The organism is Micromonospora sp. CNZ322 (assembly GCF_007827755.1).
Genome location: NZ_VITD01000002.1, coordinates 36,656 through 59,519 on the forward strand (window position 1 = coordinate 36,656; position 22,864 = coordinate 59,519).

At 71.9% G+C, this 22,864-nt stretch carries 21 protein-coding genes; 10 read left to right on the forward strand and 11 right to left on the reverse strand.

What is annotated here, in order from left to right:
* Window positions 1-4: 4 nt before the first annotated feature.
* Together FB453_RS05135 and FB453_RS05140 are read right to left on the reverse strand one after the other, a co-directional pair.
* Window positions 5-1,513 (reverse strand): DUF1996 domain-containing protein, encoded by a 1,509-nt coding sequence (locus FB453_RS05135; RefSeq protein WP_145787973.1) that lies wholly within the window; start codon window positions 1,511-1,513, stop codon window positions 5-7.
* Between the two features lie 249 nt (window positions 1,514-1,762).
* Window positions 1,763-2,773: a saccharopine dehydrogenase NADP-binding domain-containing protein gene (locus tag FB453_RS05140; protein WP_145787975.1), complete on the reverse strand. Its 1,011-nt coding sequence runs from the start codon at window positions 2,771-2,773 to the stop codon at window positions 1,763-1,765.
* Between the two features lie 94 nt (window positions 2,774-2,867).
* Here FB453_RS05140 and FB453_RS05145 point away from each other — a divergent pair, with 94 nt between their 5' ends.
* Window positions 2,868-3,821, forward strand: coding sequence for a helix-turn-helix domain-containing protein (locus FB453_RS05145; RefSeq protein WP_145787977.1), 954 nt, complete (start codon window positions 2,868-2,870; stop codon window positions 3,819-3,821).
* An 8-nt stretch (window positions 3,822-3,829) separates the two neighbouring features.
* On the opposite strand, the gene FB453_RS05150 is transcribed toward FB453_RS05145, so the two are convergent.
* From FB453_RS05150 to FB453_RS05170, 5 genes are all read right to left on the reverse strand, one after another.
* On the reverse strand, window positions 3,830-5,881 hold the full coding sequence (locus FB453_RS05150) for a glycogen debranching N-terminal domain-containing protein (RefSeq protein WP_145787979.1): 2,052 nt from the start codon (window positions 5,879-5,881) through the stop codon (window positions 3,830-3,832).
* A gap of 3 nt (window positions 5,882-5,884) precedes the next feature.
* The gene (locus FB453_RS05155) at window positions 5,885-6,247 is read right to left on the reverse strand and encodes an SCP2 sterol-binding domain-containing protein (RefSeq protein WP_145787981.1); all 363 of its coding nucleotides are present in this window, start codon (window positions 6,245-6,247) and stop codon (window positions 5,885-5,887) included.
* Window positions 6,248-6,324: 77 nt separating this feature from the next.
* Window positions 6,325-7,557 (reverse strand): hypothetical protein, encoded by a 1,233-nt coding sequence (locus tag FB453_RS05160; RefSeq protein ID WP_145787983.1) that lies wholly within the window; start codon window positions 7,555-7,557, stop codon window positions 6,325-6,327.
* Window positions 7,544-8,056 (reverse strand): sigma-70 family RNA polymerase sigma factor, encoded by a 513-nt coding sequence (locus FB453_RS05165; protein ID WP_145787985.1) that lies wholly within the window; start codon window positions 8,054-8,056, stop codon window positions 7,544-7,546. The genes FB453_RS05160 and FB453_RS05165 overlap by 14 nt, the downstream gene beginning before the upstream one ends.
* 72 nt (window positions 8,057-8,128) lie before the next feature.
* Window positions 8,129-9,139: a carboxypeptidase-like regulatory domain-containing protein gene (locus FB453_RS05170; RefSeq protein WP_145787987.1), complete on the reverse strand. Its 1,011-nt coding sequence runs from the start codon at window positions 9,137-9,139 to the stop codon at window positions 8,129-8,131.
* Between the two features lie 242 nt (window positions 9,140-9,381).
* Between FB453_RS05170 and FB453_RS05175 the strand changes: the two genes are divergently transcribed.
* The 3 genes from FB453_RS05175 (at window position 9,382) to FB453_RS05185 (ending at window position 12,355) form a co-directional block, all read left to right on the forward strand.
* The gene (locus FB453_RS05175) at window positions 9,382-10,332 is read left to right on the forward strand and encodes an SRPBCC family protein (RefSeq protein WP_145787989.1); all 951 of its coding nucleotides are present in this window, start codon (window positions 9,382-9,384) and stop codon (window positions 10,330-10,332) included.
* 29 nt (window positions 10,333-10,361) lie between these two features.
* Window positions 10,362-11,534, forward strand: a complete 1,173-nt coding sequence (locus FB453_RS05180; RefSeq protein ID WP_145787991.1) for a zinc-dependent alcohol dehydrogenase — start codon at window positions 10,362-10,364, stop codon at window positions 11,532-11,534.
* Window positions 11,535-11,794: 260 nt separating this feature from the next.
* Window positions 11,795-12,355 (forward strand): GNAT family N-acetyltransferase, encoded by a 561-nt coding sequence (locus FB453_RS05185; protein ID WP_145787994.1) that lies wholly within the window; start codon window positions 11,795-11,797, stop codon window positions 12,353-12,355.
* 4 nt (window positions 12,356-12,359) lie between these two features.
* Here the strand turns inward: FB453_RS05185 and FB453_RS05190 are convergent, their stop codons facing one another.
* The gene (locus FB453_RS05190) at window positions 12,360-13,379 is read right to left on the reverse strand and encodes a S66 peptidase family protein (RefSeq protein ID WP_225855331.1); all 1,020 of its coding nucleotides are present in this window, start codon (window positions 13,377-13,379) and stop codon (window positions 12,360-12,362) included.
* Window positions 13,380-13,777: 398 nt separating this feature from the next.
* Here FB453_RS05190 and FB453_RS34035 point away from each other — a divergent pair, with 398 nt between their 5' ends.
* Window positions 13,778-14,164, forward strand: coding sequence for a DUF2267 domain-containing protein (locus FB453_RS34035; RefSeq protein WP_170158688.1), 387 nt, complete (start codon window positions 13,778-13,780; stop codon window positions 14,162-14,164).
* A 33-nt stretch (window positions 14,165-14,197) separates the two neighbouring features.
* On the opposite strand, the gene FB453_RS05200 is transcribed toward FB453_RS34035, so the two are convergent.
* Complete coding sequence (locus tag FB453_RS05200; RefSeq protein WP_145787998.1) at window positions 14,198-15,676, reverse strand: glutamate-cysteine ligase family protein; 1,479 nt, start codon at window positions 15,674-15,676, stop codon at window positions 14,198-14,200.
* Between the two features lie 153 nt (window positions 15,677-15,829).
* Between FB453_RS05200 and FB453_RS05205 the strand changes: the two genes are divergently transcribed.
* On the forward strand, window positions 15,830-16,168 hold the full coding sequence (locus tag FB453_RS05205; RefSeq protein ID WP_145788910.1) for a DUF3817 domain-containing protein: 339 nt from the start codon (window positions 15,830-15,832) through the stop codon (window positions 16,166-16,168).
* 60 nt (window positions 16,169-16,228) lie between these two features.
* Here the strand turns inward: FB453_RS05205 and FB453_RS05210 are convergent, their stop codons facing one another.
* Window positions 16,229-16,777 carry a hypothetical protein gene (locus FB453_RS05210; RefSeq protein WP_181518497.1) on the reverse strand — a complete coding sequence of 183 codons (549 nt, stop codon included), beginning with the start codon at window positions 16,775-16,777 and terminating at the stop codon, window positions 16,229-16,231.
* Between the two features lie 142 nt (window positions 16,778-16,919).
* Between FB453_RS05210 and FB453_RS05215 the strand changes: the two genes are divergently transcribed.
* Genes FB453_RS05215 through FB453_RS05225 form a run of 3 tightly spaced genes read left to right on the forward strand, consistent with a single transcriptional unit; the run spans window position 16,920 to window position 20,929 of the window.
* Window positions 16,920-18,044 (forward strand): baeRF2 domain-containing protein, encoded by a 1,125-nt coding sequence (locus tag FB453_RS05215; RefSeq protein ID WP_112676564.1) that lies wholly within the window; start codon window positions 16,920-16,922, stop codon window positions 18,042-18,044.
* Window positions 18,037-19,791 (forward strand): thiamine pyrophosphate-binding protein, encoded by a 1,755-nt coding sequence (locus FB453_RS05220; RefSeq protein ID WP_145788001.1) that lies wholly within the window; start codon window positions 18,037-18,039, stop codon window positions 19,789-19,791. The genes FB453_RS05215 and FB453_RS05220 overlap by 8 nt, the downstream gene beginning before the upstream one ends.
* Before the next feature lie 49 nt (window positions 19,792-19,840).
* Window positions 19,841-20,929, forward strand: coding sequence for an iron-containing redox enzyme family protein (locus FB453_RS05225; RefSeq protein WP_145788003.1), 1,089 nt, complete (start codon window positions 19,841-19,843; stop codon window positions 20,927-20,929).
* Between the two features lie 67 nt (window positions 20,930-20,996).
* Here FB453_RS05225 and FB453_RS05230 read toward each other — a convergent pair whose 3' ends face one another.
* Complete coding sequence (locus FB453_RS05230) at window positions 20,997-21,227, reverse strand: CDGSH iron-sulfur domain-containing protein (protein ID WP_112587484.1); 231 nt, start codon at window positions 21,225-21,227, stop codon at window positions 20,997-20,999.
* Window positions 21,228-21,372: 145 nt separating this feature from the next.
* Between FB453_RS05230 and FB453_RS05235 the strand changes: the two genes are divergently transcribed.
* The gene (locus tag FB453_RS05235; protein ID WP_486480164.1) at window positions 21,373-22,815 is read left to right on the forward strand and encodes a hypothetical protein; all 1,443 of its coding nucleotides are present in this window, start codon (window positions 21,373-21,375) and stop codon (window positions 22,813-22,815) included.
* The last annotated feature ends 49 nt before the right edge of the window (window positions 22,816-22,864 follow it).

Consider the following 22,864-nt stretch of genomic DNA (forward strand, 5'->3'; position numbering starts at 1 on the left):
TTGGTCAGCCGCCGGCGAAGGTCGTGTCGACGCCACACTTGGCGTTCTGGTTGAGGCAGGACTTCACCAGGTCACCGAGACGCTCCGGCTCCCAGGCGTTCATGAAGTCGCCGTGCATGGATGACGGTTTGCCGGAGGAGAGGCTGAGACCGTCACCGCCCAGCGACTCGTAGTTGACCATGAAGGAGAGATCCGGCACGGCCACCGGGTACTTGTCGGTGCAGACACCGTTCACCGGGTCGCCCATGTGCGACTTGTGATCGGGTGAGTCGATGTTCTTGCCGTCCCAGCAATCCTTGAACACGAGCTGGAAGATCAGGTTGCCACCGGGGGCGCACTTCGGCCAGTTGCCGTCGGCGCTGCGGCCGATCTCGGCGCTGCCCGCGCACCAGAACTGGTTGCTGCCGGCGTTCTTCGGAGTGTCCACCTGCCGCTTGGCGTCGCCCTCGACCACCACCAGGCCCGGCGGGAAGGGCTTGACGGTCGACGGGTCCTTGACCCGCGAGCCGTAGTAGACGCGCATGCTCTTGATCGGTACGGCCTTGCCGTCCTTGCGCAGCTCCGGGGTCCAGTAGGCGCTCTTGTCCCCCGGGGCGTTGCAGGTGTTCGCCGCGGTGAACAGCTTGTCCGTGGTGGTGAAGGCGTCGATCTTCGGGCCGAAGAAGGTGTGCATGTGCGAGGCGCCGGACAGGCCCGGCAGGACGATCGGGTCGTCCGGGGCGGAATTCGCGACACCGCAGTCGGTGTGGAACTCCGGCACCCGGGTGGTGCCCGGCGGCACCGCCTTCGGCTTGATGGCGTTGAAGGCGGCCAGTTCCCTGCTCCACTTGGCCTGGTCGACGGGCACCCAGCCGCCGGCCGGTGCGCTCGGCGGGACGGACGTCGACGGGGACGCGGACGCGGTGGAACTCGGCGTAACCGAAGGGACGGCCGACGTGTTCGGCGTGAACGAGGCGCTCGGCGACGTGCCCGTCGCGGGGCCGAAGGTGAACCAGTTCAGGTTCACGAAATCCGACGTCGAGGTGCTCTTCATGACGGCGAAGACGGTCTGCGCGCCGGCCGGCACAGCGGACGCCTTCGCGGTCACGGTGGTCCATTTCTGCCAGCCACCGGTCTGGGCGATCGGGAAGCTGGCCAGCACTGGACCGTTCTGCGCGCCGAGGCGCAACTCGACAGTGCCGCCGGCGGCGTTGTGCGAGGCGACCCGGGCCGTCAGGTCGATGCCCGTCACCGACACACCGTCGAAGCGCAGCCAGTCGCCGCTGGCCAGCCAGCCGACGTTCCGGCCGCCGTCGGCGTCGCCGGTGCCCTCGGTCTGCGCCCCGGACTGTGCCGCGAAGGCCTCTGCCTGCACCCGGCCGGGCACGGCGACCTCTTCGGCCTGGGCGCCGGCGATGTAGATGCCGCTGCCGGCCAGCGCGGCGACGACCGCTGAGGCGAGCGTGATGCGAGTGAGGCGACGACGCTTTCGCGCCCGATCCGGCGGTGCGACGTGCGCGGGGGGAGTCCGCATTACCAGTGGTTTCCTTCGAATCGACGATAAAGCTCTGTCGGAAGGAGTATGTGCACGTCAAGGGCCTGCATCAACTCGCGGGGAAAGAATTAAGGAGGCCGGTCGACAAGTGCCCTGGCAGCCAACGAGGCGGCTTCGGATGACAATTTTTCGCCCGCGCAGCCTTAAGTTTCTTTTAAGTCCCGCTGCCCCCGTTCCGGTTCGATGATTACGATTTTTGAGTAACGAATTGTGGTCGAATTCGTGGTCTCAGTCGCTGAGCGGTTCGACGCAGATGGTCGGCGACAGGGCGCGCAGGAAGTCGGGCGCGTCGAACATCTCGCCGGCGGAGGCGACGCCGCTGGTCCTCGTCCGACCATCGAGGACGCGCCCGACCGCCTCCACGGCCAGGGGCGCGCTGACGGCGTAGATGTCCCGGCCACTGGCCACGACGCGGCGGCGCGTGTCGCCGCGACGCACCATGACGTCGACAGTGAACGTCTGCGCTGACCGGCCCCGCTCGTCGACCGCGACCGGCGCTGCCGCGGCGGCCAGGTCGGTGGCGGCGTCGACGGTCATGTACGTGCGGACCTCGGGGATGGCCAGGTGCCGGGGGATGGTGACGACGTCGGCCATGCTGAACTCGCCGAAAACGGTGCGCCGGCCCAGCGGCGCGGGGAAGTCCCAGTCCACCCTCGGCAGCTCCCCGCCGGGGTGGTACTCCAACCGGCCGCCGGTGTAGCGGACCCGGCGGCCGGCGCGGCGCTCGCGGGAGACGACGCCCGCGGCGACCGTCCCGGCCGTCGGGTGCCAGCTGCTCAGTCCGTACGCGACGTGCGCCTCGTCGGCCGACGTCCAGTCGCCCATCGCCGTCGTCGCGAGCAGGTCGCCGAGCCCACCGAAGAAGGCCATCGCCGGAACCACCGCCACACCGGCCGCGTGGGCGCGCTCGGTGAAGTGCGCGAACGTGTCGAGGTTGGCCTCGATCTCGGCGGCCACGTCCACGTACGGGATCCCGGCGCGCAGCGCGGCCTCGATCACGCCGGCTGCGGTCGCCGCGAACGGGCCGGCGCAGTTGACGACCGCGTCCACCCCGGTCAGCGCCGCGTCGAGCGAGGCCGGATCGTCGGCCGACGCCACCCGGTAGGCGAGCCCGAACGCCGCCAGTCGGTGCGCGTCGCGTCCCACCGGCAGCGCATCGAACCCGCGCTCGCGCAGCTCCGTCATCACGAACCGTCCGGTGTGCCCGTACGCCCCGAACACCGCCACCCGGTAACCCATCGCTGCCTCCTCGAAAGATCGACTGGGACCAGCCTCCCGCAGCGGTCGGCGGCCGACCAGTGTCGGGAACGCCAATCCCCGTACAGTTTCGGACATGGCCCTTGTCGCGATCGCCGCCACTGACGGGATGCTGCACTTCGAGCTGGCCCTGGCCTGCGAGGTCTTCGCCCACGACCCCTCCGGCCTGGCCGACCCCTGGTACGACGTAATGGTCTGCGGCCCCGGCCCGGTCCGGGTCGGCCGCTTCCTGGTGGCGCCCGACGACGGGTTGGACCGCCTCGCCCGAGCCGACACCGTGATCGTCCCGTCGGTGGAGGACGTCGACGCGGACGTGCCGCCCGACCTGCTCGACGCGGTCCGCGCGGCCCACCGGGCGGGCGCCCGGATGGTCTCGCTGTGCACCGGCGCGTTCGTGCTGGCGGCCGCCGGGGTGCTCGACGGGCTGCGGGCCACCACGCACTGGGCGCACACCGAGGCGCTGGCCGCCCGCTATCCCCGGGTACGGGTCGACCCGTTCGTGCTCTACGTCGACAACGGCACCGTGCTCGCCTCCGCCGGCAAGGCCGCCGCGATCGACCTGTGCCTGCACCTGATCCGGCGCGACCACGGCTCGACCGTCGCCAACGCGGTCGCCCGCCGCCTGGTCGTGCCACCGCACCGCGCCGGTGGTCAGGCCCAGTACGTCACCACCCCGGTGCCGGCCCGCGACGACCACCCGCTGGCCACCCTGTTTCCCTGGGCGCTGGCCCGCCTGGACCGGCCGCTGACCGTCGAGGACCTGGCCCGGCAGGCGAACATGAGCTCCCGCAACCTGGCTCGCCACTTCCGGTCGGCCACCGGCACCACCCCGCTGCTGTGGCTGTCGACGCACCGGATCCGCCGCGCCCAGGAGCTGCTGGAGCAGACCGACGACAGCATCGACGCCATCGCCCAGGCGGCCGGCATGGGCACCGCCGCGACGCTGCGTCGACACTTCCACCGCACCGTCGGCGTACCGCCGGACGCGTACCGGCGCACCTTCCGGGCCACCGGGCCAGCCGTCGGCTGACCGTGCCGTCAGTGCTGGTCGGGGCGTTGGCGGGCGAACGCGTCGCGCTTGCCCCAACGGCCGGGGATGTCCAGGAGCGCGATCCGCCCGAAGGTGGCGGGCAACGCCGGGTCCACGGCCAGGTGGTCCTCGTGCGGGTTGATGCCGAGCATGGTGCGGATCAGCAGCATGCAGGCTCCGCTGGACCACGCCTGCGGACTGCCCGCGGTCGGGTACCGGATCGGAAACTTGGTGGTGTCGCGGTCGAACCCGCCGAACGCCTCGGGTAGCCGACCCTCGAAGTAGGTGGCGGCGGAAAGGATGCCCTCGGCGATGCGGGCCGCCTCGTTGCCGAACCCGTAGCGGCGCAGACCCCACGCGATGAACGAGTTGTCGAACGGCCAGACCGTGCCGTTGTGGTAGCCGAGCGGGTTGTACCGGCGCTGCCCCTCGGCGAACGTCCGCACCCCCCAACCCGAGAAGAGCGCCGGACCCATCAGGTGCTCGACCACCCGGGGCGCCCGCTCCGGTGGCACGATGCCGCTCCACAACAGGTGCCCGATGTTTGACGACAGGCTGTCCACGGGAGTGCCGTCGTGGTCGAGCGCGAGGGCGTAGAAGCCGCGGTCCTCCAGCCAGAACTCCCGGTTGAACCGGTCGTACAGCGCCGCCGCCTCGCTCTCCAGCCGCTCGGCGAAGGCAGGATCACCCCAGAAGGTACGCGCCAGCCGGGCCCCTCGGATCTTCGCGTCGTAGGCGTACCCCTGGGTTTCGCAGGTGGCCCTCGGGAAGCCCGGCAGCCGGCCGTCGGCGTAGGAGATGCTGTCCCAGGAGTCCTTCCAACACTGGTTGTCCAGGCCGGTGGCCCGGTTGCGTCGCTGGTACCAGATGTAGCCGGTGGAGTTCAGATCCGCGTACCTGTCGATCCAGGCCAGGGCCGCGCGAGCCTCCTGCTCCAACTCCATCACCAGCGCGGTGTCGCCGTTCCACCGCTCGTACTCGTCGAGCAGCACCACGAACAGCGGCGAGGCGTCCACAGTGCCGTAGTAGGGGGAGTGTGGCTGCTCCTCGAACGCGGCCGACTCCCCGTAGCGCAGCTCGTGCAGGATCCGGCCAGGGTCCTCCTCCAACACGTCGTCGGTCCGGGCGCCCTGCAACGACGCGAGGATCCGCAGTGTCGGTGGGGTCAGCGAGGGGGTGACCGGCAGGGTTTGCAGGCAGGTCAACAGGCTGTCGCGACCGAACAGGGTCATGAACCACGGCAGGCCGGCCGCGGGCACGCTCGCCCCGCCGAGCGAGAGCGGGGCGAAGCGCAGCGCCGCCAGGTCCACCAGGCTGCGGTGGTAGACCTGCTGGAGGCCGACGCTGTCGGTGTCCAGGGTCGGGGCCGCCGCGACCCAGGCCTGCACGCTCGTGGGCAGGGTGGACTCGTCCGGCCGTAGGGCCCGCAGGGCGGAGCGCAGGTCGACGCCGTCCGGGCGCAGCGCCAACATGACGGCCTGCAACCGGGTGGACCACTGCTGCCCGGGGCGCAGCCGGACCGCGAAGCCAAGGCCGTCCGGGCCGAACTCCGCGGGCTCGCTGGCTGACACGACGACCTCACGTCGGTAGGTGCCGCGCCGGTAGCCCAGGCGCAACTCGTTCTCGCCGACGTTTGTGTAGTACGCGCCGCTCTTCTCGCCGATGTCGAACTTGATCTCGAAGATGTCGGCGAAGTCGGCGGCCACCTCCAGGCGTACGTCGAGCGTCATGTCCCGCTCGCCGTAGTTGAAGATCGTCAGCGACTCGGTGAGGTCCGGGCCGATGCGCCTGCGGCGAATGGCCGACACGTCGGCCTCCACGTAGTCCACCGCCGCGCCCGGCACCGCGAAGAACGTGACCTCGAAGTACTGGCTGTCGTCCACCGACAACGCGGTCATGCACTCTCCGTTGACGGTGAGCCTCCAGCGGGACAGGAAGCGCGTGTCAGCGGCGAAGAGGCCGACCGGGGTGCTCGGGGACGACTGCACGTCGCCGCTGGCGTCGGACACCATGAAGGTGTTCCCGTCGATGCACGCCACGGTGCCCGCGATGTCCCTCATCGGTCACGTTCCACTGTCGGGATCCTCACGCTGAAGCCGCCCCGGCTCTCGCGGAAACAGCCGCCCGATACGCAACGCCAGGGCGAGATCACCGTCGACCATGATCTCGCCCCGGGTGATCGCCGCCAGCCCGTTCACCTCGCCCCGCGCCATCGCCTCCGCGAGCTGCGCGGACACCTGGATCACCGTGGTGGCGGGGGCATCGCTTCGGGTCACCCGCATCCGGCCATGATCGATGTCCAGCAGCCACTGCTCCAGGTTGCCGTCGTCGCGGATGTCGAATCGCACGCTGCCACAGACCTTGCTGAACCGTGGATCCTGGCCAGCGACCGTCAACCGCTCGAAGAAGGCGCTGGTCTCCGACATCCCACCTCCTCGGGCGCTGGTAAGAGCGGATGCCGGCTACCCGCTGCCGCGCACTCCTAACGCCGGGTGGTGCTTTTTCACGGTGCGAGCGAGAAGCGGGTCCAGGTGGTCGCGTCCGTGGTCACGAGGAAGTGGTCCGGCTCGCCCGTCGACCCGTCGTCACGCCCGAAGAGCCAGGCGTAGCCGGGCGCGACACTGACCGCGCCGACGAGCCGGCCGTACTCCCGGGCGACAGTGAAAGTGCGTCCGTCGTCCCGGCTGACCAGCAGCCGCGCACGGCGGTCGGCTTCGGTGCCCCCACCGGGAGTGATCGCCAGCAGGGACCGGTCCGACCCCACAGTGAGGTCGTAGTGCAGCTGATCCGGCAGGTCGACGCCGGTGTCCGTCCAGGTCTTCGCGCCGTCGGTGGTCCGCAGCAGCCGCACCTCGCCACCCGCCGCCGATGATTGGGTCAGCGCGTACCCCTCCCGGTCGTCGAGCCCGACCGCCGTGATCACCTTCGCGTCGTCACCCACCTCCCAGGTCGTCCAGGTCGCGCCTCGGTCGGCGCTGCGCGCGACTGTCGACCCCTGGCCGCCGGTGGCCCAGATGCTGCCGTCCGCCGCCGGGTAGAGGCTGTCCAGCCGAAGCAGGCCGGGCGCCGTGGCGGTGAGGCGGTACACCGTTCCGGTCGACGGGTCCACCGCGAGCGGCTCCACCACCGGCGCACAGCCGAACCCGCACAGGACCGGTCGGGCCGTCGCCGGGAACGTGGGAACGGCGACGATCGCGGAGTCCGCGTCCCGCCAGGTGCGGCCGTAGTCGGTGGAGAGGTGGGCCAGCCCATTGTCGGTGACCAGGTAGGACCGCTCACCGAGCACGGAGAAGTCCATACCGCTGCTCGGCGTCCCAGCGACGGAGAAGTCCATACCGCTGCTCGGCGTCTCGGCGGCGGTGTCGGCAGCACATCGGGGGCCCTCGAAGCGCGCCGCGTCCCAGTCCGACCAACTGCGGCCGGCGTCGCCGGTGTACGAGAAGCGCACGACGCAGCCGTCCCGCCGCACGTCGACCCCGGAGTCGGGCCCGGTCAGCGTGAACTGGCTGAACTGCGCACCCGACGGTGCCGGCGGGTCGGCCGGCGCGGCCCGGTCCGGCTCGACCACCAGCGGTACGACCACCAGCCCGGCCAGTACGACAAGTGCGGCCGTCACCGTCGCGACCGACCGGCGCCGACGGGACCGGGCGGTGGTTCGCAGCTCGTCGAGGGGCGGCTGCGACACGGCCTCGGTGACGGTGTCGACGTCGAACCCGGAGAACTCACGACCGGACATCGATCCTCCCGATTTCCGTGGCGTCGGTGTCGGCGAGCAGCACCGCCAGGGCGACCCGGCCCCGCGATAACCGGGACTTCACAGTCCCGGACGACACGCCCAGCGTCGCGGCGATCTCGTCCACCGGCAGGTCGACGAGGTAGTGCAGGGCCAGCGCCTGTCGCTGCCCCTCGGGCAGCTCGCGCAGCGCGGCGAGCAGGGCGAGGTGCTCCGGCGAGTGGTCGGCGACGGCCGGCGGCGGACCGATGCGACGCAGCAGCCCGTCGAGCACCCGACGGCGGCGGTACCGGCTGCGGGCCCAGTTCACCGCGACCCGACGCAACCAGGCCTCCGGATTCTCCAGACCGGCGAACCGCCCCGGCGCCATCAGCGCTCGGGTAAACGCCTCCTGGACCGCCTCCTGCGCCTCGGTCAGGTCGCCGGTCACCGCGTACAGCTGGACGACCAGGCGTCGGAAACAGCTGGCGTAGAGCTCGGAGATCGGATCGCCGTCGGACACCGCCACCCCCCTTCTTCACCAACCCCACCAACGGGCCGGGAAGAAGGTTCCGGTGGCCGGCCAGAATCCAGGTCAGTCGAGGTTGAAGTCCACCACGACCGGCGCCCGGCGGACCCGCACGGGAGTCGCGGCGTCGAAGCCGGCGTCGTCGCGGTGCCAGACCGGCGGGGCGTACGCGCAGTCGCAGCGCAGCTTCACCCGCTGCCCGGGGAGCAGGCGCAGGACGTAACCGGTGCCCACGTCCGCCACGCCGGCCAGGTCCCCGGTGGCCGCGTCGAACGCGATCACCTGGGCGTAGGTGAGCAGCTCGTCGACCCGCACCGCTCCGCTGAGCGGCGTACCGGCGGGCAGCGCCTGGTTCAGGGTCACCGTCTGTTGGGCGCGGACCCGCACCGGCCGCGCCTGCCGCCGACCGCCCACCCCACCGGACCACACGGTCGCGAGCCCGGCGGCGGCGAACTGCACGGGCCAGTGGTACGGGCCGAGGCCGGTGATCGTGTAGCGGCCGTCGTCGTCGGTGGTCGGGCCGTGGTCGCCGTACTTCGGGTGCGGCACGTAGGGCACCACCATGACCAGCGCACGGGGGATCGGCGCGCCCGTCGCCGCGTCGGTCACCACTCCGACGACGGTGCCCGGCGGGTCGAGCCGGACATCCGGCACGCCGGTCACCGTGCCGGCGCGCACCTGGACCACCCGGGCCCGCTCGCGCTCACCGGTGCCGCCGTGCCGGCCGACCCACTGCAAGCCGTGCGCCGTCGTGTCGTAGGGGCGCACCAGCAGCCGGTACCTCCCTGGGGCGACGTCCCCGGCCACCAGGACGCCCTGCTCGTCGGCGCAACCCCCGTACCGTCCGAGCTGGTCCTCGCCGAGCGTGACCGCCGCCAACGCCGCGGCGTCCACCGGCACGAGCGCGGCGCAGGCCCGGGGGACCGGTGCGCCGGTCGCCGCGTCGCGCACCATGGTGCGGACACCGCCGGGCGCGGGCGACCCGGGGGTACGCGCGTGGGCAGGCGCGGCGGCCTCCACGACGAGCAGTGCGACGGCGATGGTGGCGGTCAGGTGGCGCAGCAGAGCACGGCTCACGGGGATGTCCTTCCGGCGGCACGACGGGTTGGGCCGACGGTAACGGTGTTCAGGTGATCCAAATCGGTCAATGTCGCGATGTCGACCGTCGCCGCAGGCGTTCTTGCCCACACCGACCGCAACGGACGTTCTGCCCCGAACCCGGCGCATGTGGCACCGATACGACATAGCGTCACGGGAGCGGCGACCACCGCCGCCCCCGCCGGCGGACCGGCGGCGACGCCCACCGGAAGGGACCGGACATGAGTCAAGTCGACACTGTGCTCCTGCCGGAGCTGGACGGACCGGTGCCGGCGACGCTGCCGAGCGCGCTCGGCCTGCTGAGCCTGGCCCTGGGGGTGGGCGCGCTGGTCGCGCCCGGACCCGTCGCGCGACTAACCGGGGTGGACGACTCCCCGGCCGCGCGATCCGTGCTTCCGGCCATCGGCCTACGGGAGTTGGGCAGCGCCGCCGGCCTGCTCAGCGGCCGCCGCCCGGCCGGCTGGGCCTGGAGTCGGGTGGCCGGCGACGCCATGGACCTCACACTTCTCGGGCGGGCCCTCGCCGACCGCAGCGGTGAACGCCGCCGCCGGGTCGCGCTGACCACCCTCGCCGTCGCCGGCATCGCCGCCGTCGACGTGCTCGCCGCCGTGCGCGTCGGGCGGGCTCGACGGGCCCGCTCCCGGGTGATCAGGATGCAGATCGCGGTGACGGTGAACCGGTCGCCCGCCGAGGCGTACCGGTTCTGGCGGGACATGGAGAACCTGCCGCGGTTCATGGCGCACCTGGAGTCCGTCCGCGCCGACGACCTGCGCCGCTCGCACTGGATCGCCCGTGGCCCGGCCGGGCACCGCGTCGAGTGGGACGCCGAGATCATCGACGACCAGCCGAACAAGTCGATCACCTGGCGGTCGCTGCCGGGGACCCGGGTGCCCAACGCCGGCCGGGTCCGGTTCGTGCCCGCACCCGGCGACCGGGGGACCGAGGTGCGGGTGGAGCTGCGCTACGCGCCGCCGGCCGGCGCGCTCGGGCGAGCGGTGGCGAAGCTCTTCGGCGAGGAACCCGAGCAGCAGGTCCGCGACGACCTGCGCCGGTTCAAGCAGGTGTTGGAGACCGGCGAGGTCGTCCGCTCCGAGGGCAGCCCCAACGGCATCTCCGTACGCCAACAGGCCATGCAGCGACCCGCCCAGCCGCTGCCGGCGTCCCGCCGCTGACCGCCCGAGCTCTCCGAAAGGGACCGAGAATGAAGGCCACCGCCTGGATGGGCACCGACAGCGTCAAGGTCATCGACGTACCCGACCCGAAGATCATGAACGCCCGGGACGCGATCGTCCGGATCAGCACCACCGCGATCTGCGGCTCCGACCTGCACCTCTACCACGGCTACATCCCCGCCATGCGCAAGGGCGACATCCTCGGCCACGAGTTCATGGGCGAGGTGGTGGAGGTGGGCCCGCAGGTCCGCAACCTCGCCCCCGGCGACCGGGTGGTGGTGCCCTTCCCGATCGCCTGCGGGCACTGCTCGTCCTGCCAGCGCGGCCTCTACTCGGTCTGCGAGAACTCCAACCCGAACGCCGGCATCGCCGAGAAGATCATGGGTCACTCGCCGGCCGGCATCTTCGGCTACTCGCACCTGCTCGGCGGCTACGCCGGTGGCCAGGCCGAGTACGCCCGGGTGCCGTTCGCCGACGTCGGCCCGGTCAAGGTGCCCGACGAGATCAGCGACGATCAGGCGGTCATGCTGGCCGACGTGTTCCCGACCGGCTACATGGGCGCGGAGATGTGCGACATCAAACCCGGGCAGGTGATCGCCGTCTGGGGCGCCGGGCCGGTCGGGCTGCTCGCCGCGGCCAGCGCCCGGCTGCTCGGCGCGGAGCGGGTGATCGTCATCGACCGGTTCCCGTACCGGCTGCGGCTGGCCGAGGAGCACATCGACGCCGAGACGATCAACTACGAGGAAGTCGACGTGCTGGACACCCTCAACGAGATGACCGCCGGCCGGGGTCCTGACGCGTGCATCGACGCGGTGGGCCTGGAGGGCCACCACGGCAACGCCGCCATGTATGCGTACGACCGGGCCAAGCAGGCCGCGCGAGTCGAGACGGAACGGCCGTTCGCGCTGCGGCAGGCGATCCTCGCCTGCCGCTCCGGCGGGGTGGTCTCGGTCGTTGGCGCGTACGGCGGCTTCGTCGACAAGTTCCCGATGGGCGCGTTCATGAACCGCTCGCTGATCATGCGGACCGGTCAGTGCCACGTCCAGCGCTACACCCGGCCGCTACTGGAGCGCATCCAGCGGGGCGAGATCGACCCCAGCTTCATCGTCAGCCACCGGATGCCGCTGCGTGACGCCCCGAAGGGCTACAAGATCTTCCAGAAGAAGCAGGACGACTGTACGAAGGTGCTGCTCAAGGTCTGACCGGCGGCCAGGCCCGCCGGCGGGGGAGTTCTTCGCGCGCTGCCTTTGGAGCTGATGTCGCAAACGATTCAGCGCGGCTGGGTCGGGCTGGGTCGGGCTGGGCTGGGCCGGGTGGCCGGGAGGTGACGTCGTCAACGATTCAGCTCCAAAGGAGCCGACCAGAGCCTCGGCTATCAACGCCCGTCGCTCTGCGTGCACACGGCGCCGAACCCGGCCTTGGCTCTGCGCAAGCTAGCGTGTCCGCCATGGAGAGTGGCGGCATGTCGATGTCTGTCTCGGCCGATCTCACTGTCCGGCTACGGCCGGTTGCCGAGACCGACCTGGCGATGTTCCGGCGGTTCTGCACCGAGCCGGGCCTGATCGGTCTGGACTGGGCCGGCTTCCGGGACGCCGGGGTGCCGGCGCGGCGGTTCGCCGTCGACGGCTACCTCGGCGAGGACGACGGACGGCTCGTCGTGGAGGTCGAGCAGGAGCAGGCCGCCGCCGGCGTCGTCAGCTACACCGCTGGGCGTTACGCCGGCCGGGCGTCGTACTGGGAAATCGGCATCGTCCTGCTGCCGCAGTGGCGGGGGAGGGGCATCGGCTGGCGCGCCCAGGCGTTGCTCTGCGACTACCTCTTCCAGCACAGCCCGGCCCAGCGCGTCCAGGCCGGTACGCACCCGGAGAACGTCGCCGAGCAACGGGCGCTGGAGAAGGCCGGTTTCCAGCTCGAGGGCGTCGTGCGGGCCAGCGAGTTTCGGGCTGGCCAATGGCGTGACGGCTACCTGTACAGTCGGTTGCGCGACGACCCGTCCCCCTGGGACCCGACCCCCCAGGTCTGAGCCCCTAGCGTGGGCGGACCCCCGGCTCCACCGTCAGGGTCCCTGCCGTGGCGTCGATCGTGGCGCGCGAGCCCAGCGGAACGGTGAGCTGCCCGTCGCCATGCCCCAGCCGCAGCCCGCCGAGGACCGGTACGCCAAGGTCGTACAGGCGGTCCTTGAGCATCGCCGCCGCGTCCCACTCGCCCGGCTCACCGACACTGTTGGTGATCTGGCCGATGACCACACCGGCGACCCTGCGCAGCACGCCCACCCGGCGCAGCTCGGTCAGCATGCTGTCGATGCTGTACGGAGCCTCGTCCACGTCCTCGAAGAAGAGGATCGCGCCGTCGAACTTCGGGGAGTCCTCCGCGCCGAGCGAGGTGGAGATCAGCGTCAGGCAGCCGCCGAGCAGGGGCCCCGATGCCCGCCCCGGCACCACAACGGAAGCGGCTGTCTCGGCCGGGTCCCGGGAGATCGTGACGGGTGCGGTGGTCATCACCGCCCTGCGAAGCGCCTCCGCCGACTCGGGGCCGGTGCGGTCGTCACTCCAGTTGACCATGGGGCCGTAGAAGGTGACCAGGCCGGTATCGCGCCAGAGCTTGCCGTGGATGCTGGTGATGTCGCTGAAACCGACGACCACCCGGGGGTCCCGGCGCAGAACGGAAACGTCGATCTGATCGACGATCCGCTGGGTGCCGTAACCGCCACGGGCGGCGAAGACGGCACGGATGCCCGGGTCGGTGAGCGCGGCGTTCAGGTCGGCCAGCCGTTGCGCGTCGGTGCCGGCCAGATAGCCGTATTTGGTGAAGACGTGCCTGCCCAGCTCGACCTCCAGGCCCCAGCTCCGCAGGATCTCGATGCCGCGGGCCATGTTCGTGGGGTCGGGGGTGCTGCCGGGCGAGACGACCCGGACCCGGTCACCGGGTGCCAGCGCCGGTGCCCGCAGGACGCGCTTCGCACCAACCGGCGCGGCCTGCGCGGACGTGGCCTCCGCCGTGCCGACGAGCACCGCGCCGCCGGCGGCCGCTGCTCCCATCCGCAGCATGTGTCGACGGGACAGGGGCACCTGCGCCGGCCCCTCGATCGTGGCTGGGTCTGTTCCAGAAGTGGCCACCGGCGTCCCCTCATCGTGATCAGACGATGTGTGCGAGCTGCCACAGCCTACGACAGGCATCAATTGGCGTGGGGGTCCACAAGGGACAGCGGCCACTCCAGCGAACGCGCGGTGCCCCCGTATCAGCGGGCCGGCTTCCGACGCTGCCCGACCTGGCTCAGCTGGAGATCCGAGTGACGCGACTGGCATGTTTTGTGAGGTCTCGCCCGCCAACGGCGGGAAAGCCCGGGTCCGCGCACGACCCGTTTGTCACCAGGGAGCCTGGGAACTCGCCCCGTTCGTCCGCAGGCAGGCCCGACGGCATGCCGACGAGACCGAAGGAGCAGGGCATGGAGTACGAGCAGATGATCGCCACGGTACGACAGCGCGCGGGCCTCGGTGAGAACGAGGCCGTGCGGTCCGTGCAGGCCGTCCTGTCGGTGCTCGGTGAACGGCTCGCCGGACAGGAGGCAGACAACCTGGCGGCGCAGCTACCGGAGCGGCTGAACGGGTCCGTCACCCGCAATCCGCAGGGCCGCCGATGGGATGTCGGCGAGTTCCTGAAGAACGTCGGGGACCGCGAACAGGTCGCGAACGCGGACCAGGTGCGTCAACACGCCCAGGCGGTGTTGCGTACCGTCGCCGAGGCGCTGAACGACGACGAGCGACACGACCTGCTCGCCCAGCTTCCCGGCGGCATCATCGATCTCTTCGGTGTGCCCACCCCGCGAGGCTGAGCCCGCTCCGATCGGGCCGCCCATCCGGCGTGCTCACGGAATCGGCCACTCGTGCACCGGCCGGTTGCTGTGCATCAGGTCGACGTAGTGTCGGACCACCTCGCGCAGCGCCTCCGGCCGGTCCAGGTGGTCGGCCGACTCCAACCGGTGCAACGTCTCCACCTGCCAGGTCGCGCCGTTGCGGCCAGTCAGGCACCGCTGCTCGATGATGCCGAGCAACCGGTCACGCTCGACCGGGTCGAGCCCCCACCGGTCCAGGCCGTGATGCGCCATCGGCAGCAACCGGCGCAACACCAACTCGGTGACGGGCAGGTAACCGAGACCGGGCCAGAAGACCTGCGCGTCGATGCCATGCCGGGCGCAGCTGGTGAAGTTCTCCTCGGCGGCGCTGAACGACATCTGCGACCACAGTGGCCGGTCCGACTCGGCGAGGGCGCGCACCAACCCGAAGTAGAAGGCGCCGTTGGCGATGGTGTCCAGCACGGTCGGGCCGGCAGGCAGCACCCGATTTTCCACCCGCAGGTGCGGCCGACCCCGCGATACGTCGTACACCGGGCGGTTCCACCGGTAGACGGTGCCGTTGTGCAGGCGCAACTCGGCCAGATTGGGCACCTCACCGGCCGCGAGAGCCTGCGCCGGGTCCTCCGGATCGCAGACCGGCAGCAGCGCCGGGAAGTAACGCACGTTCTCCTCGAACAGGTCGAACACGCTGGTGATCCAGCGTTCGCCGAACCAGACCCGGGGGCGTACCCCCTGGGCTTTGATCTCCTCCGACCGGGTGTCGGTGGCCTGCTGGAACAGCGGAATGCGGGTCTCGCGCCACAGCTCCCGGCCGAAGAACAGCGGCGAGTTCGCGCCGACCGCCACCTGAATGCCGGCCACCGCCTGGGCGGCGTTCCAGTAGTCGGCGAACTGGGCCGGGCTGACCTGGAGATGGAACTGGGTGCTGGTGCACGCCGCCTCCGGGGTGATCGTGTCGGCCGTGACCGCCAGACGTTCCACCCCGCTGATGGCGATCGGCAGATCCTCGCCGCGGGCCGCGAAGATCTGCTCGTTGAGCAGCTTGTAGCGGGGGTTGGCCGACAGCGTCTCGGCGGTCAGGTGCTCGGGGCGCAGCGTCGGCAGGATGCCGATCATGACCATGTGCGCGCCGATCGCCCGGGCCTTCACCTCGGCGGCGTTGAGGCTGGCCCGCACGTACTCCTCGAAGTCGGCGGTGCCGGTGCCGGTCAGCCGGCGCGGCGGCACGTTGATCTCGATGTTGAACTGGCCCAGCTCGGTCTGGAAGCTCGGGTCGGCGATGGCCGCCAGCACGTCGGCGTTGCGCATCGCCGGATTCGACGACTCGTCGACCAGGTTCAGCTCGATTTCCACGCCGGTCATCGGCCGGTCGAGGTCGAAGCGGGACTCGCGCAGCATCTCGGCGAAGACATCCAGACAGCGGCGGACCTTGTCGCGGTACCGGGCTCGATCCTCTCGACTGAAGGTTCGTACGCCGACGTCCTCGCCCATGGTCACCACCCTGTCACCGCTGGTCCCCCTAACCTCGCACGTGATCGGCGGGCGGGGGAAGACCCGAGGACCCTTTCCTACCCAACTGCCCGCCCCGTTAGCCCAGCCAGAGCGGACCGATAGCATTGCGGGCCGAGAGGTGGTGGCGTGCGGATGCGCGAGAAGGTGACCCGGCTGTTCGTCGCGGCGGCGATCGCCGAGGCCTGCTCCTGGCTGGCTCTGCTGGTCGGCATGCTGGTCAAGTACGGTCCGCCGGACAACGAGCTGGGCGTCAAGATCTTCGGGCCGATCCACGGCGGCCTGTTCGTCGCGTACGTCCTGCTGGTGCTTGCCGTGGCCCGGCTGCACCGGTGGAGCCTGCTGGCCACGGCGGTGGCCCTGGCCAGCGCGGTGCCGCCGTTCGCCACCCTTGCCTTCGAGCGCTGGGCCCGCCGCCGGGGGATGCTCGGCGTCGACCGGCAAACGGCCCGCGAGCCCGCCCCGGTCGGCTGAACCCCCGACTTACCCGCACACCCACCCCGGTCGGCTGAACCGCCGACCCGCCGGGGCCGGTCAGGTCAGCGCGGAGCAGGCCGCGACGCCGGCCAGCAGCAGCGTGCCCAGGAACGCCTGCAGCAGCAGCGGCGGCCCGAGATGCGACCAGAGCGTCGCCGTACGCGGGGTCAGCAGCTGCCCGGTGGTGAGGTTGACGATCCGCTCGATCCGGGGCGGCAGCTCCGGGTCGCGTTGCGGGCGCAGGGTGAGCTGCACCTGGTCTGCCGGGTGCAGGGCGCTCTGCGGCAGGTGACCGTGCAGCTCCACCTCGCAGAGCTGACCGGCGGCGTTGCGTAGCCGCACCGGGGTGACCAGGTATTCCGGACCCTGCTTCAGCTCCTTCCAGCGACGGCGGGTGCCGCCGCCGCCGAACGAGAAGAGCGAGCGCAGAAGCAGGGCGGGCAGCCGGGCGAAGGCCGCCGCCGCGAGCACCGCCACCAGCACCGGCTGACCGATGCGTACCTCACGGGTGTAGCCGTCGAGCAGGCGGATCAGCCGCCCGGTGACGATTCGTTCCGTCGGGTGCACGATCCGTCGGGTATCGAGTCCGCTGTCCATTTCCACCACCGAGAGTCCGCTTGTGTTCACAGATCGTATCGACGTCGTCGGTTGAACGACGTGAATGAAACCTGGTCACGGGCTCACGGCCGCGAGGTGACATCCCCGGCGACCCGGGTAAGCGGGGGGCCGAGCTGGAAAGGGGTCGAGCATGCAGCTGTCCTTCCTGCGCCCGCTCTACGACCGTCCCGGGCCGTGGTGCTCGGTGTATCTGGACGCCTCCGCGGACACGGAGGACGCCCATCCCGCGTTGGATCTGCGCTGGCGTGCCCTGGAGCGCAGCCTGGCCGAACAGGGGGCGGACGAGGCGAACATCGCCGCGCTGGACCGGGTGGTCCGAGGTCATGATCCGATGGTCGGGGACTACGGCCTGGCGGTATTCGCAAGTCACGGCCGGGTGGTGCTCTCCGAGTTCCTGTCCGCGCCGCCACTGCGGGACCTGGCCCACGTGGGGCCGCTGCCGCACGTGATGCCGTTGCTCGCCCAACGCGGCGAGCAGGTGGCCTGGGTGCGCGTGCTGGCCGACCGCACCGGCGCGGACGCGATCGCCATCAGCGCCGGTGGGGTTCCGCGGAAGGCCCACGTCGTTGGTGGGGAGACCTTCCCGCTGCGCAAGCCGCAGCCCGGTGGTTGGTCTCAGGACATCTACCAGAAGGCCGCCATGGAGGCCTGGCACCGCAACGCCGGCGACGTCACCGCCGCGACCGTTGACCTGGCCGAGAAGGTCGGCGCGGAGGTGGTGGTGGTGGCCGGCGACGTTCGGGCCACCGGCATGATCGCCGCCCAGATGCCTGAGCGCTGGCAGGACCTGATGGTCCGCACCGACGCCGGCTCCCGGGCAGCTGGCGCCGACCTCACATTGCTGGACGACCTCACCGTGCAGACCATCGCGGAGATCGCCGACCAGCGGATCAGCGCCGCGTTGGACAAGTTCGGCGTGCAGGAGGACGTGGGCGGCGGCCTCGACGCTGTCGTCTCGGCCCTGCAACGCAACCAGGTCGACACGATGATCATCGTGGACGACCCGTCGGCCAACGGTGAGCTGTGGATCGGCGCGCAACCCACCGAGATCGCCGTCGACCCGGGGCAGCTGGCCGCCATGTCGGTCGCCGACCCGCAGCGGGTACGCGCCGACGCGGCGCTGGTCCGGGCGCTCGTGGGCACCGACGCGGCACTGACCGTGCTCGGCCCCGATGAAGCGCCCGACCTCACCGACGGCGTCGGCGCGGTACTGCGCTACGTCGACCCCAGCACACCGGGGCGCGGCAATGGTTGACCGAACGGTTGCGGACGTCGTGGTGGAGCGGCTCCTGGCCTGGCGGGTGCCCCGCGCCTTCGGGTACCCGGGCGAGGCGATCGCTCCACTGGTCGACGCGCTGGACCGCACCGGCGGCGAGCCGGCGTTCATCCCGGCCCGGCACGAGGAGACCGCCTCGTTCATGGCCACCGGGCACGCCAAGTTCACCGGCGGCATCGGGGTCTGCCTCGCCACCCAGGGCCCCAGCGCCGTCCAGCTGCTCAACGGCCTCTACGACGCGAAGCTGGACAGCAAGCCGGTGGTGGCCATCGTCGGGGAGGACATCTCCGGGCCGCTCGGCGGCGCGCACCAGGAGATCGGGCTGAGCCGGCTCTTCGGCGACGTGTGCAACCAGTTCGTCCGGTACGGCCGTAGTCCCGATGAGGTGGGGGCGCTGCTGGACCAGGCGTTCCGGACGGCGGCGGCGACCCGCAGCCCGACGTGCGTGGTGCTGCCCCGACAATTGCAGGAGGCGTTGGTGCCCGACCTGCAGTCGTACGGCGCCGGGGTGATCACGGCGACCCCCGGCGAACCGCTGGCCCGGGTCCTGCCGCACGACGTGGACCTGGACGCCGCCGCGCAGCTGCTCGGCGGCGGCCAGCGGACCGCGATCCTGGTGGGCCAGGGCGGTCGGGACGCCGCCGCCGAGATCATCGAGATGGCCGACCGGCTCGGCGCCGGGGTGGCCACCTCGCTGCTCGGCAAACCGGTGCTCGACGAGCGGCTGCCGTTCCACACCGGGGTGCTCGGCGAGGTCGGCACCCCGGCCGCCGCCGAGCTGATGGGTGGTTGCGACACGCTGCTGATGGTCGGCACCAACGACCCGTGGACCGACTACTTCCCGATGCCCGAGCAGGCGCGCACGGTCCAGATCGACATCGACGGTCGCCGGATCGGCGCCCGGTACCCGGCCGACGTGCCGCTGGTCGGTGACGCCGCCGAGACGCTGCGGGCGCTGCTGAGCCGATTGCGCGGTCGGCCCGAACAGCAGTGGCGCGCCACCGTGGAGAGTTCGGTGGACCGCTGGCGGGAGGTCGCCGCCGAGCGGGTCGCCGCCGCCGCGGACCCGGTCAACCCGCAGCTCGTCCTCCAGGAGCTGTCCGCCCGGATGCCGGGGACCGGGTCGGTCGCCGTCGACGTCGGCTCGGTCCTCTACTGGTACGCCCGGCACCTCACCCTGCCACCGGGGGTCAACGCGCAGCTGTGCGGCACCCTGGGCTCGATGGGTTGTGCGCTGCCGTACGCGGTGGCGGCCAAGCTCGCCGCCCCCGACCAGCCGGTGGTTGCGCTGGTCGGTGACGGGGCGATGCAGCTCAACGGGCTCGCCGAACTGATCACCGTCTCGCACCTCTGGCAGCAGTGGCGCGACCCGCGGCTGGTGGTGCTGGTGCTCAACAACAGGGACCAGAACGGCATGGGTGGCGGGCGACAACCGTCGTCCGACCCGACCCGCCGCCGCCCCGACGTGCCGTACGCCGGGTGGGCCCGGCTGCTGGGGCTGCACGGCGTGCGGGTGGACCGTCCGGAGCTGGTCGGCGCGGCCTGGGACGAGGCCCTCGCCGCGGACCGCCCCTGCGTACTGGAGGCGGTCGTCGACCCGGCGGTGTCCCTGGCGCCGCCGGAGCCCGCCTTCGCCGACCTGCGGGGCCTGTACGCCGAGGGCGCTCCGGCCCGGAAGGTCCGCGAGCAGGTGGAGGCCACCGCGAACGCTGACGACCTCGTTTAGCCACCCTGGACCAGGGCATGAGTAGCGGCCCGACGACGCTGGAGGTCCCATGTCCGAGCCCGCCGACCGCCGCTACGGTCCCGCGACCCTGCCGACGGCACGGGGTCCGCTCTCCGCGGCGGTCGTGGAGGCTCTGCGGCACCCGCCGCACGACCTGCCGGCCGATCTCGGCGTCGACCTCTACCCTGCGGACCCGATCACCGACGAGGACCTGCAGCTGACGCTGTTTCTCTGCTACGAGCTGCACTACCGGGGCTGGCTCGGGGTGGACGAGTTGTGGGAGTGGCAGCCGACGCTACTGGCGGTGCGTGCCCGCTGCGAACGGGTATTCGAGACGGCGCTGCGTCGGCTGGTCGGCGCGCCGTCGGTGCCCGCCGCCGGGGTGGCGGCCGGCCTGGCCGAGCTGGTCGCTGCCGACGACGGGCCGGCGCTGGCCGCGACGTTGCAACGCCGCGCCAACCTCACCCAGTTCCGCGAGTTCGTCGTCCACCGCTCCGTCTACCACCTGCGGGAGGCGGACCCGCACAGCTGGGCGCTGCCCCGCCTCGGTGGCCCGGCCAAGGCCGCGCTCGTGGAGATCCAGACCGACGAGTACGGCAACGGGCGGCTGGACCGGATGCACGCCGAGCTGTTCCGGAGCACCCTCGACCGGCTGGGCCTGGACACCGGTTACGGCGCCCACATCGCCGTGGCGCCGGCGGTGACGTTGGCGACCAACAACCTGATGTCGCTGTTCGGGCTGCACCGACGGCTGCGCGGCGCGCTGCTCGGGCACCTGGCCGCGTTCGAGATGACCTCCTCGCTGCCCAACCGTCGCTACGGCAACGGGTTGCGCCGGCTCGGCTTCGATGAGGTGGCCACCCGCTTCTACGACGAGCACGTCGAGGCCGACGCGGTGCACGAGCAGATCGCCGCACACGACATGTGCGGTGGCCTGGTAAGCGTCGAGCCGGCCCTCGCCTCCGATGTGCTCTTCGGCGCGGCGGCCGGGCTAGCGGTGGACCGGCTGTTCGCCGCGCACCTGCTGGACAGCTGGGCCGCCGGCCGAAGCTCGCTGCGCGCACCGGCCCCGCCGGCCGTGCCGCCCAAGGTCTCGCTTGTGGCGTCGCAGGAGGTGGCCCCACCCGCGCTCGTCTGATCAAAGGGGCAGAGCCTCTGGTGCGGCCCCTCCGCGCCCTCTCGCTGCGCGACGCGGCGATGTGGGGTCAGCCCTCGCGGGTGGTGCCCGCGCGGAAGTTGATCGCCTTGTGGGTGCCGTCGCAGAACGGCTTGAGCGCCGACTTGCCGCACCGGCACAACGCCACAGTGCCCCGCCGTGCGTCGATGCGCTCGCCGTCCGGGGTGACCAACGCGAAGTCGCCGCGGACCAGCAGCGGTCCGTCCTCGTACGGGGTGATCGTGGCGGCGGCGGGCTCGCTGGTGTCGTCGGTGCGCATGGCCCCGGAAGTGCCCGCCCTGGCCCTGGCGAAACCCGAGCCGTCGAACGCCGGTGATGACCGGGGCACCCCGCTGACCAGCGGAATGTGCCGCCAGGTGGGTGATGCCCCGTTTGAACCCCATCGGGACGGGAAGCCGGGCCGCGTGGTGAGCGAACGAGGCAAGGTGGGGCCGGTGCACAAGGTGCACAAGGGGCTCACGGCCGATGGCGCCGGTCTCGCCGGCGACCGGGTCGTGGCCGCGGGCAGCTCCGCCCGGGTGCTGGTCGCCGCCACCGCCCGGGCACTACGCGGGGTCGACTGCGCCGACCTCGGGCACACCGGGCCGACGTCGCGGTTCCCCGGCGCCCCCGAGCCGGTACGCCGGGCTGCGGTCACCCGCGCCGCCGGTCGGGTCGCGCTCACCGTGGCCCAGGTCGACGAGGTGGACGCCGCAAGGGTGGCCCGCTGGTTCGTCGACCAGTACCCCCGCCGGCGCTACCCCGGGGTGCTGATCGGCTCTCCGCACGGCGCGGCCGCACACCTCGCGGTGGCCCTCGGCGTGCCGTGGCTGCCGGCGGGCTTCGAGATGACAGTGCACTGGTCCGACGGCGGAGTGGACCGCCCGGCGGACGCCGCGGAGCATGGCGCCGCACTCGCCACCCGGTTGCTCGCCGGCAACGCCGACCTGCACCTGCGCCAGGTGCACTGCCCGGCCAGCCGTGGCGCGCTGACCGGGGCGACCGTGTCGCTGACCGCCGCGTGGAGGGCCCTACCGGCCGCGTACGCGCGGTTCCTGGCCGACCTGCTGGTGCCGGGTGCCCCCGTGCTCCTGGTCCGCGACGCGCGCACCTGGCCGGTGCTGGAGCGCGGGCCGGGGCACAGCTTCCAGGTCGGCTGCCCGGGCAGTGGGCTGGACCCGGTGGACTTCCACCCGGACAGCCACGCGTTGCGGCAGGTGCTGCGCTCCGTCGGGGGCGACGCGACCCGGTGGCAGCCGCCGGAGGTGTCCGTGCCGTCGGCGTACGCCGAGCACGGCGTCGACTCGGGCTTCGAGTTGGCCGCGCGGGACTGGTCCGCCCGCCACCAGCACCCGCTGCACCGGGTGTTGGTGCCCCGGCCGGCGGCGCTGAGCGCGGGCGTGGCCGACCTGTACCGGCGGTGGCTGCGGCGCGCAGGCAAGACCGGTGACCGGTTGGTGGTGGAGTGCGGTCGACTGCTCGACCCGTGGCAGGTGGTGCGGGCGGGGCTGGTGCCGTACTGGTGTGAGAACGCCACCCGCCGCAGCGTCGACGAGGCCGAGTGGTGGCTCGCCGGCAGCGAGGCGTTCAGCTCGGTGGACGTGTTGCCCGAGCCGCCCGGGGTGCGCTCACCCGCGCTGGCCGGGTTGCCGCAGTGGCTGGCCGTCGCCGGGTTCGGTCGGCGGCGTCGGGCGCTGGACCGCACCACCGCCCGGGGTTACCCGGTCACCTCGGTGCCCACCCGCCGGGCCACCGAGGTGCTGCGCGCCCAGCCGTACGACCTGCCCGCGCCGCCCCCGCTGGGGGTCGCCGAGGCGCTGGCAGTGCTCCGCGACAGCGGCGGCCACCAGGGGTTGTTGGTCTCCTGAGACGGAGCACGCCGAAACATCCTCGCGAACCCCGGGTCCCGTGATTGAG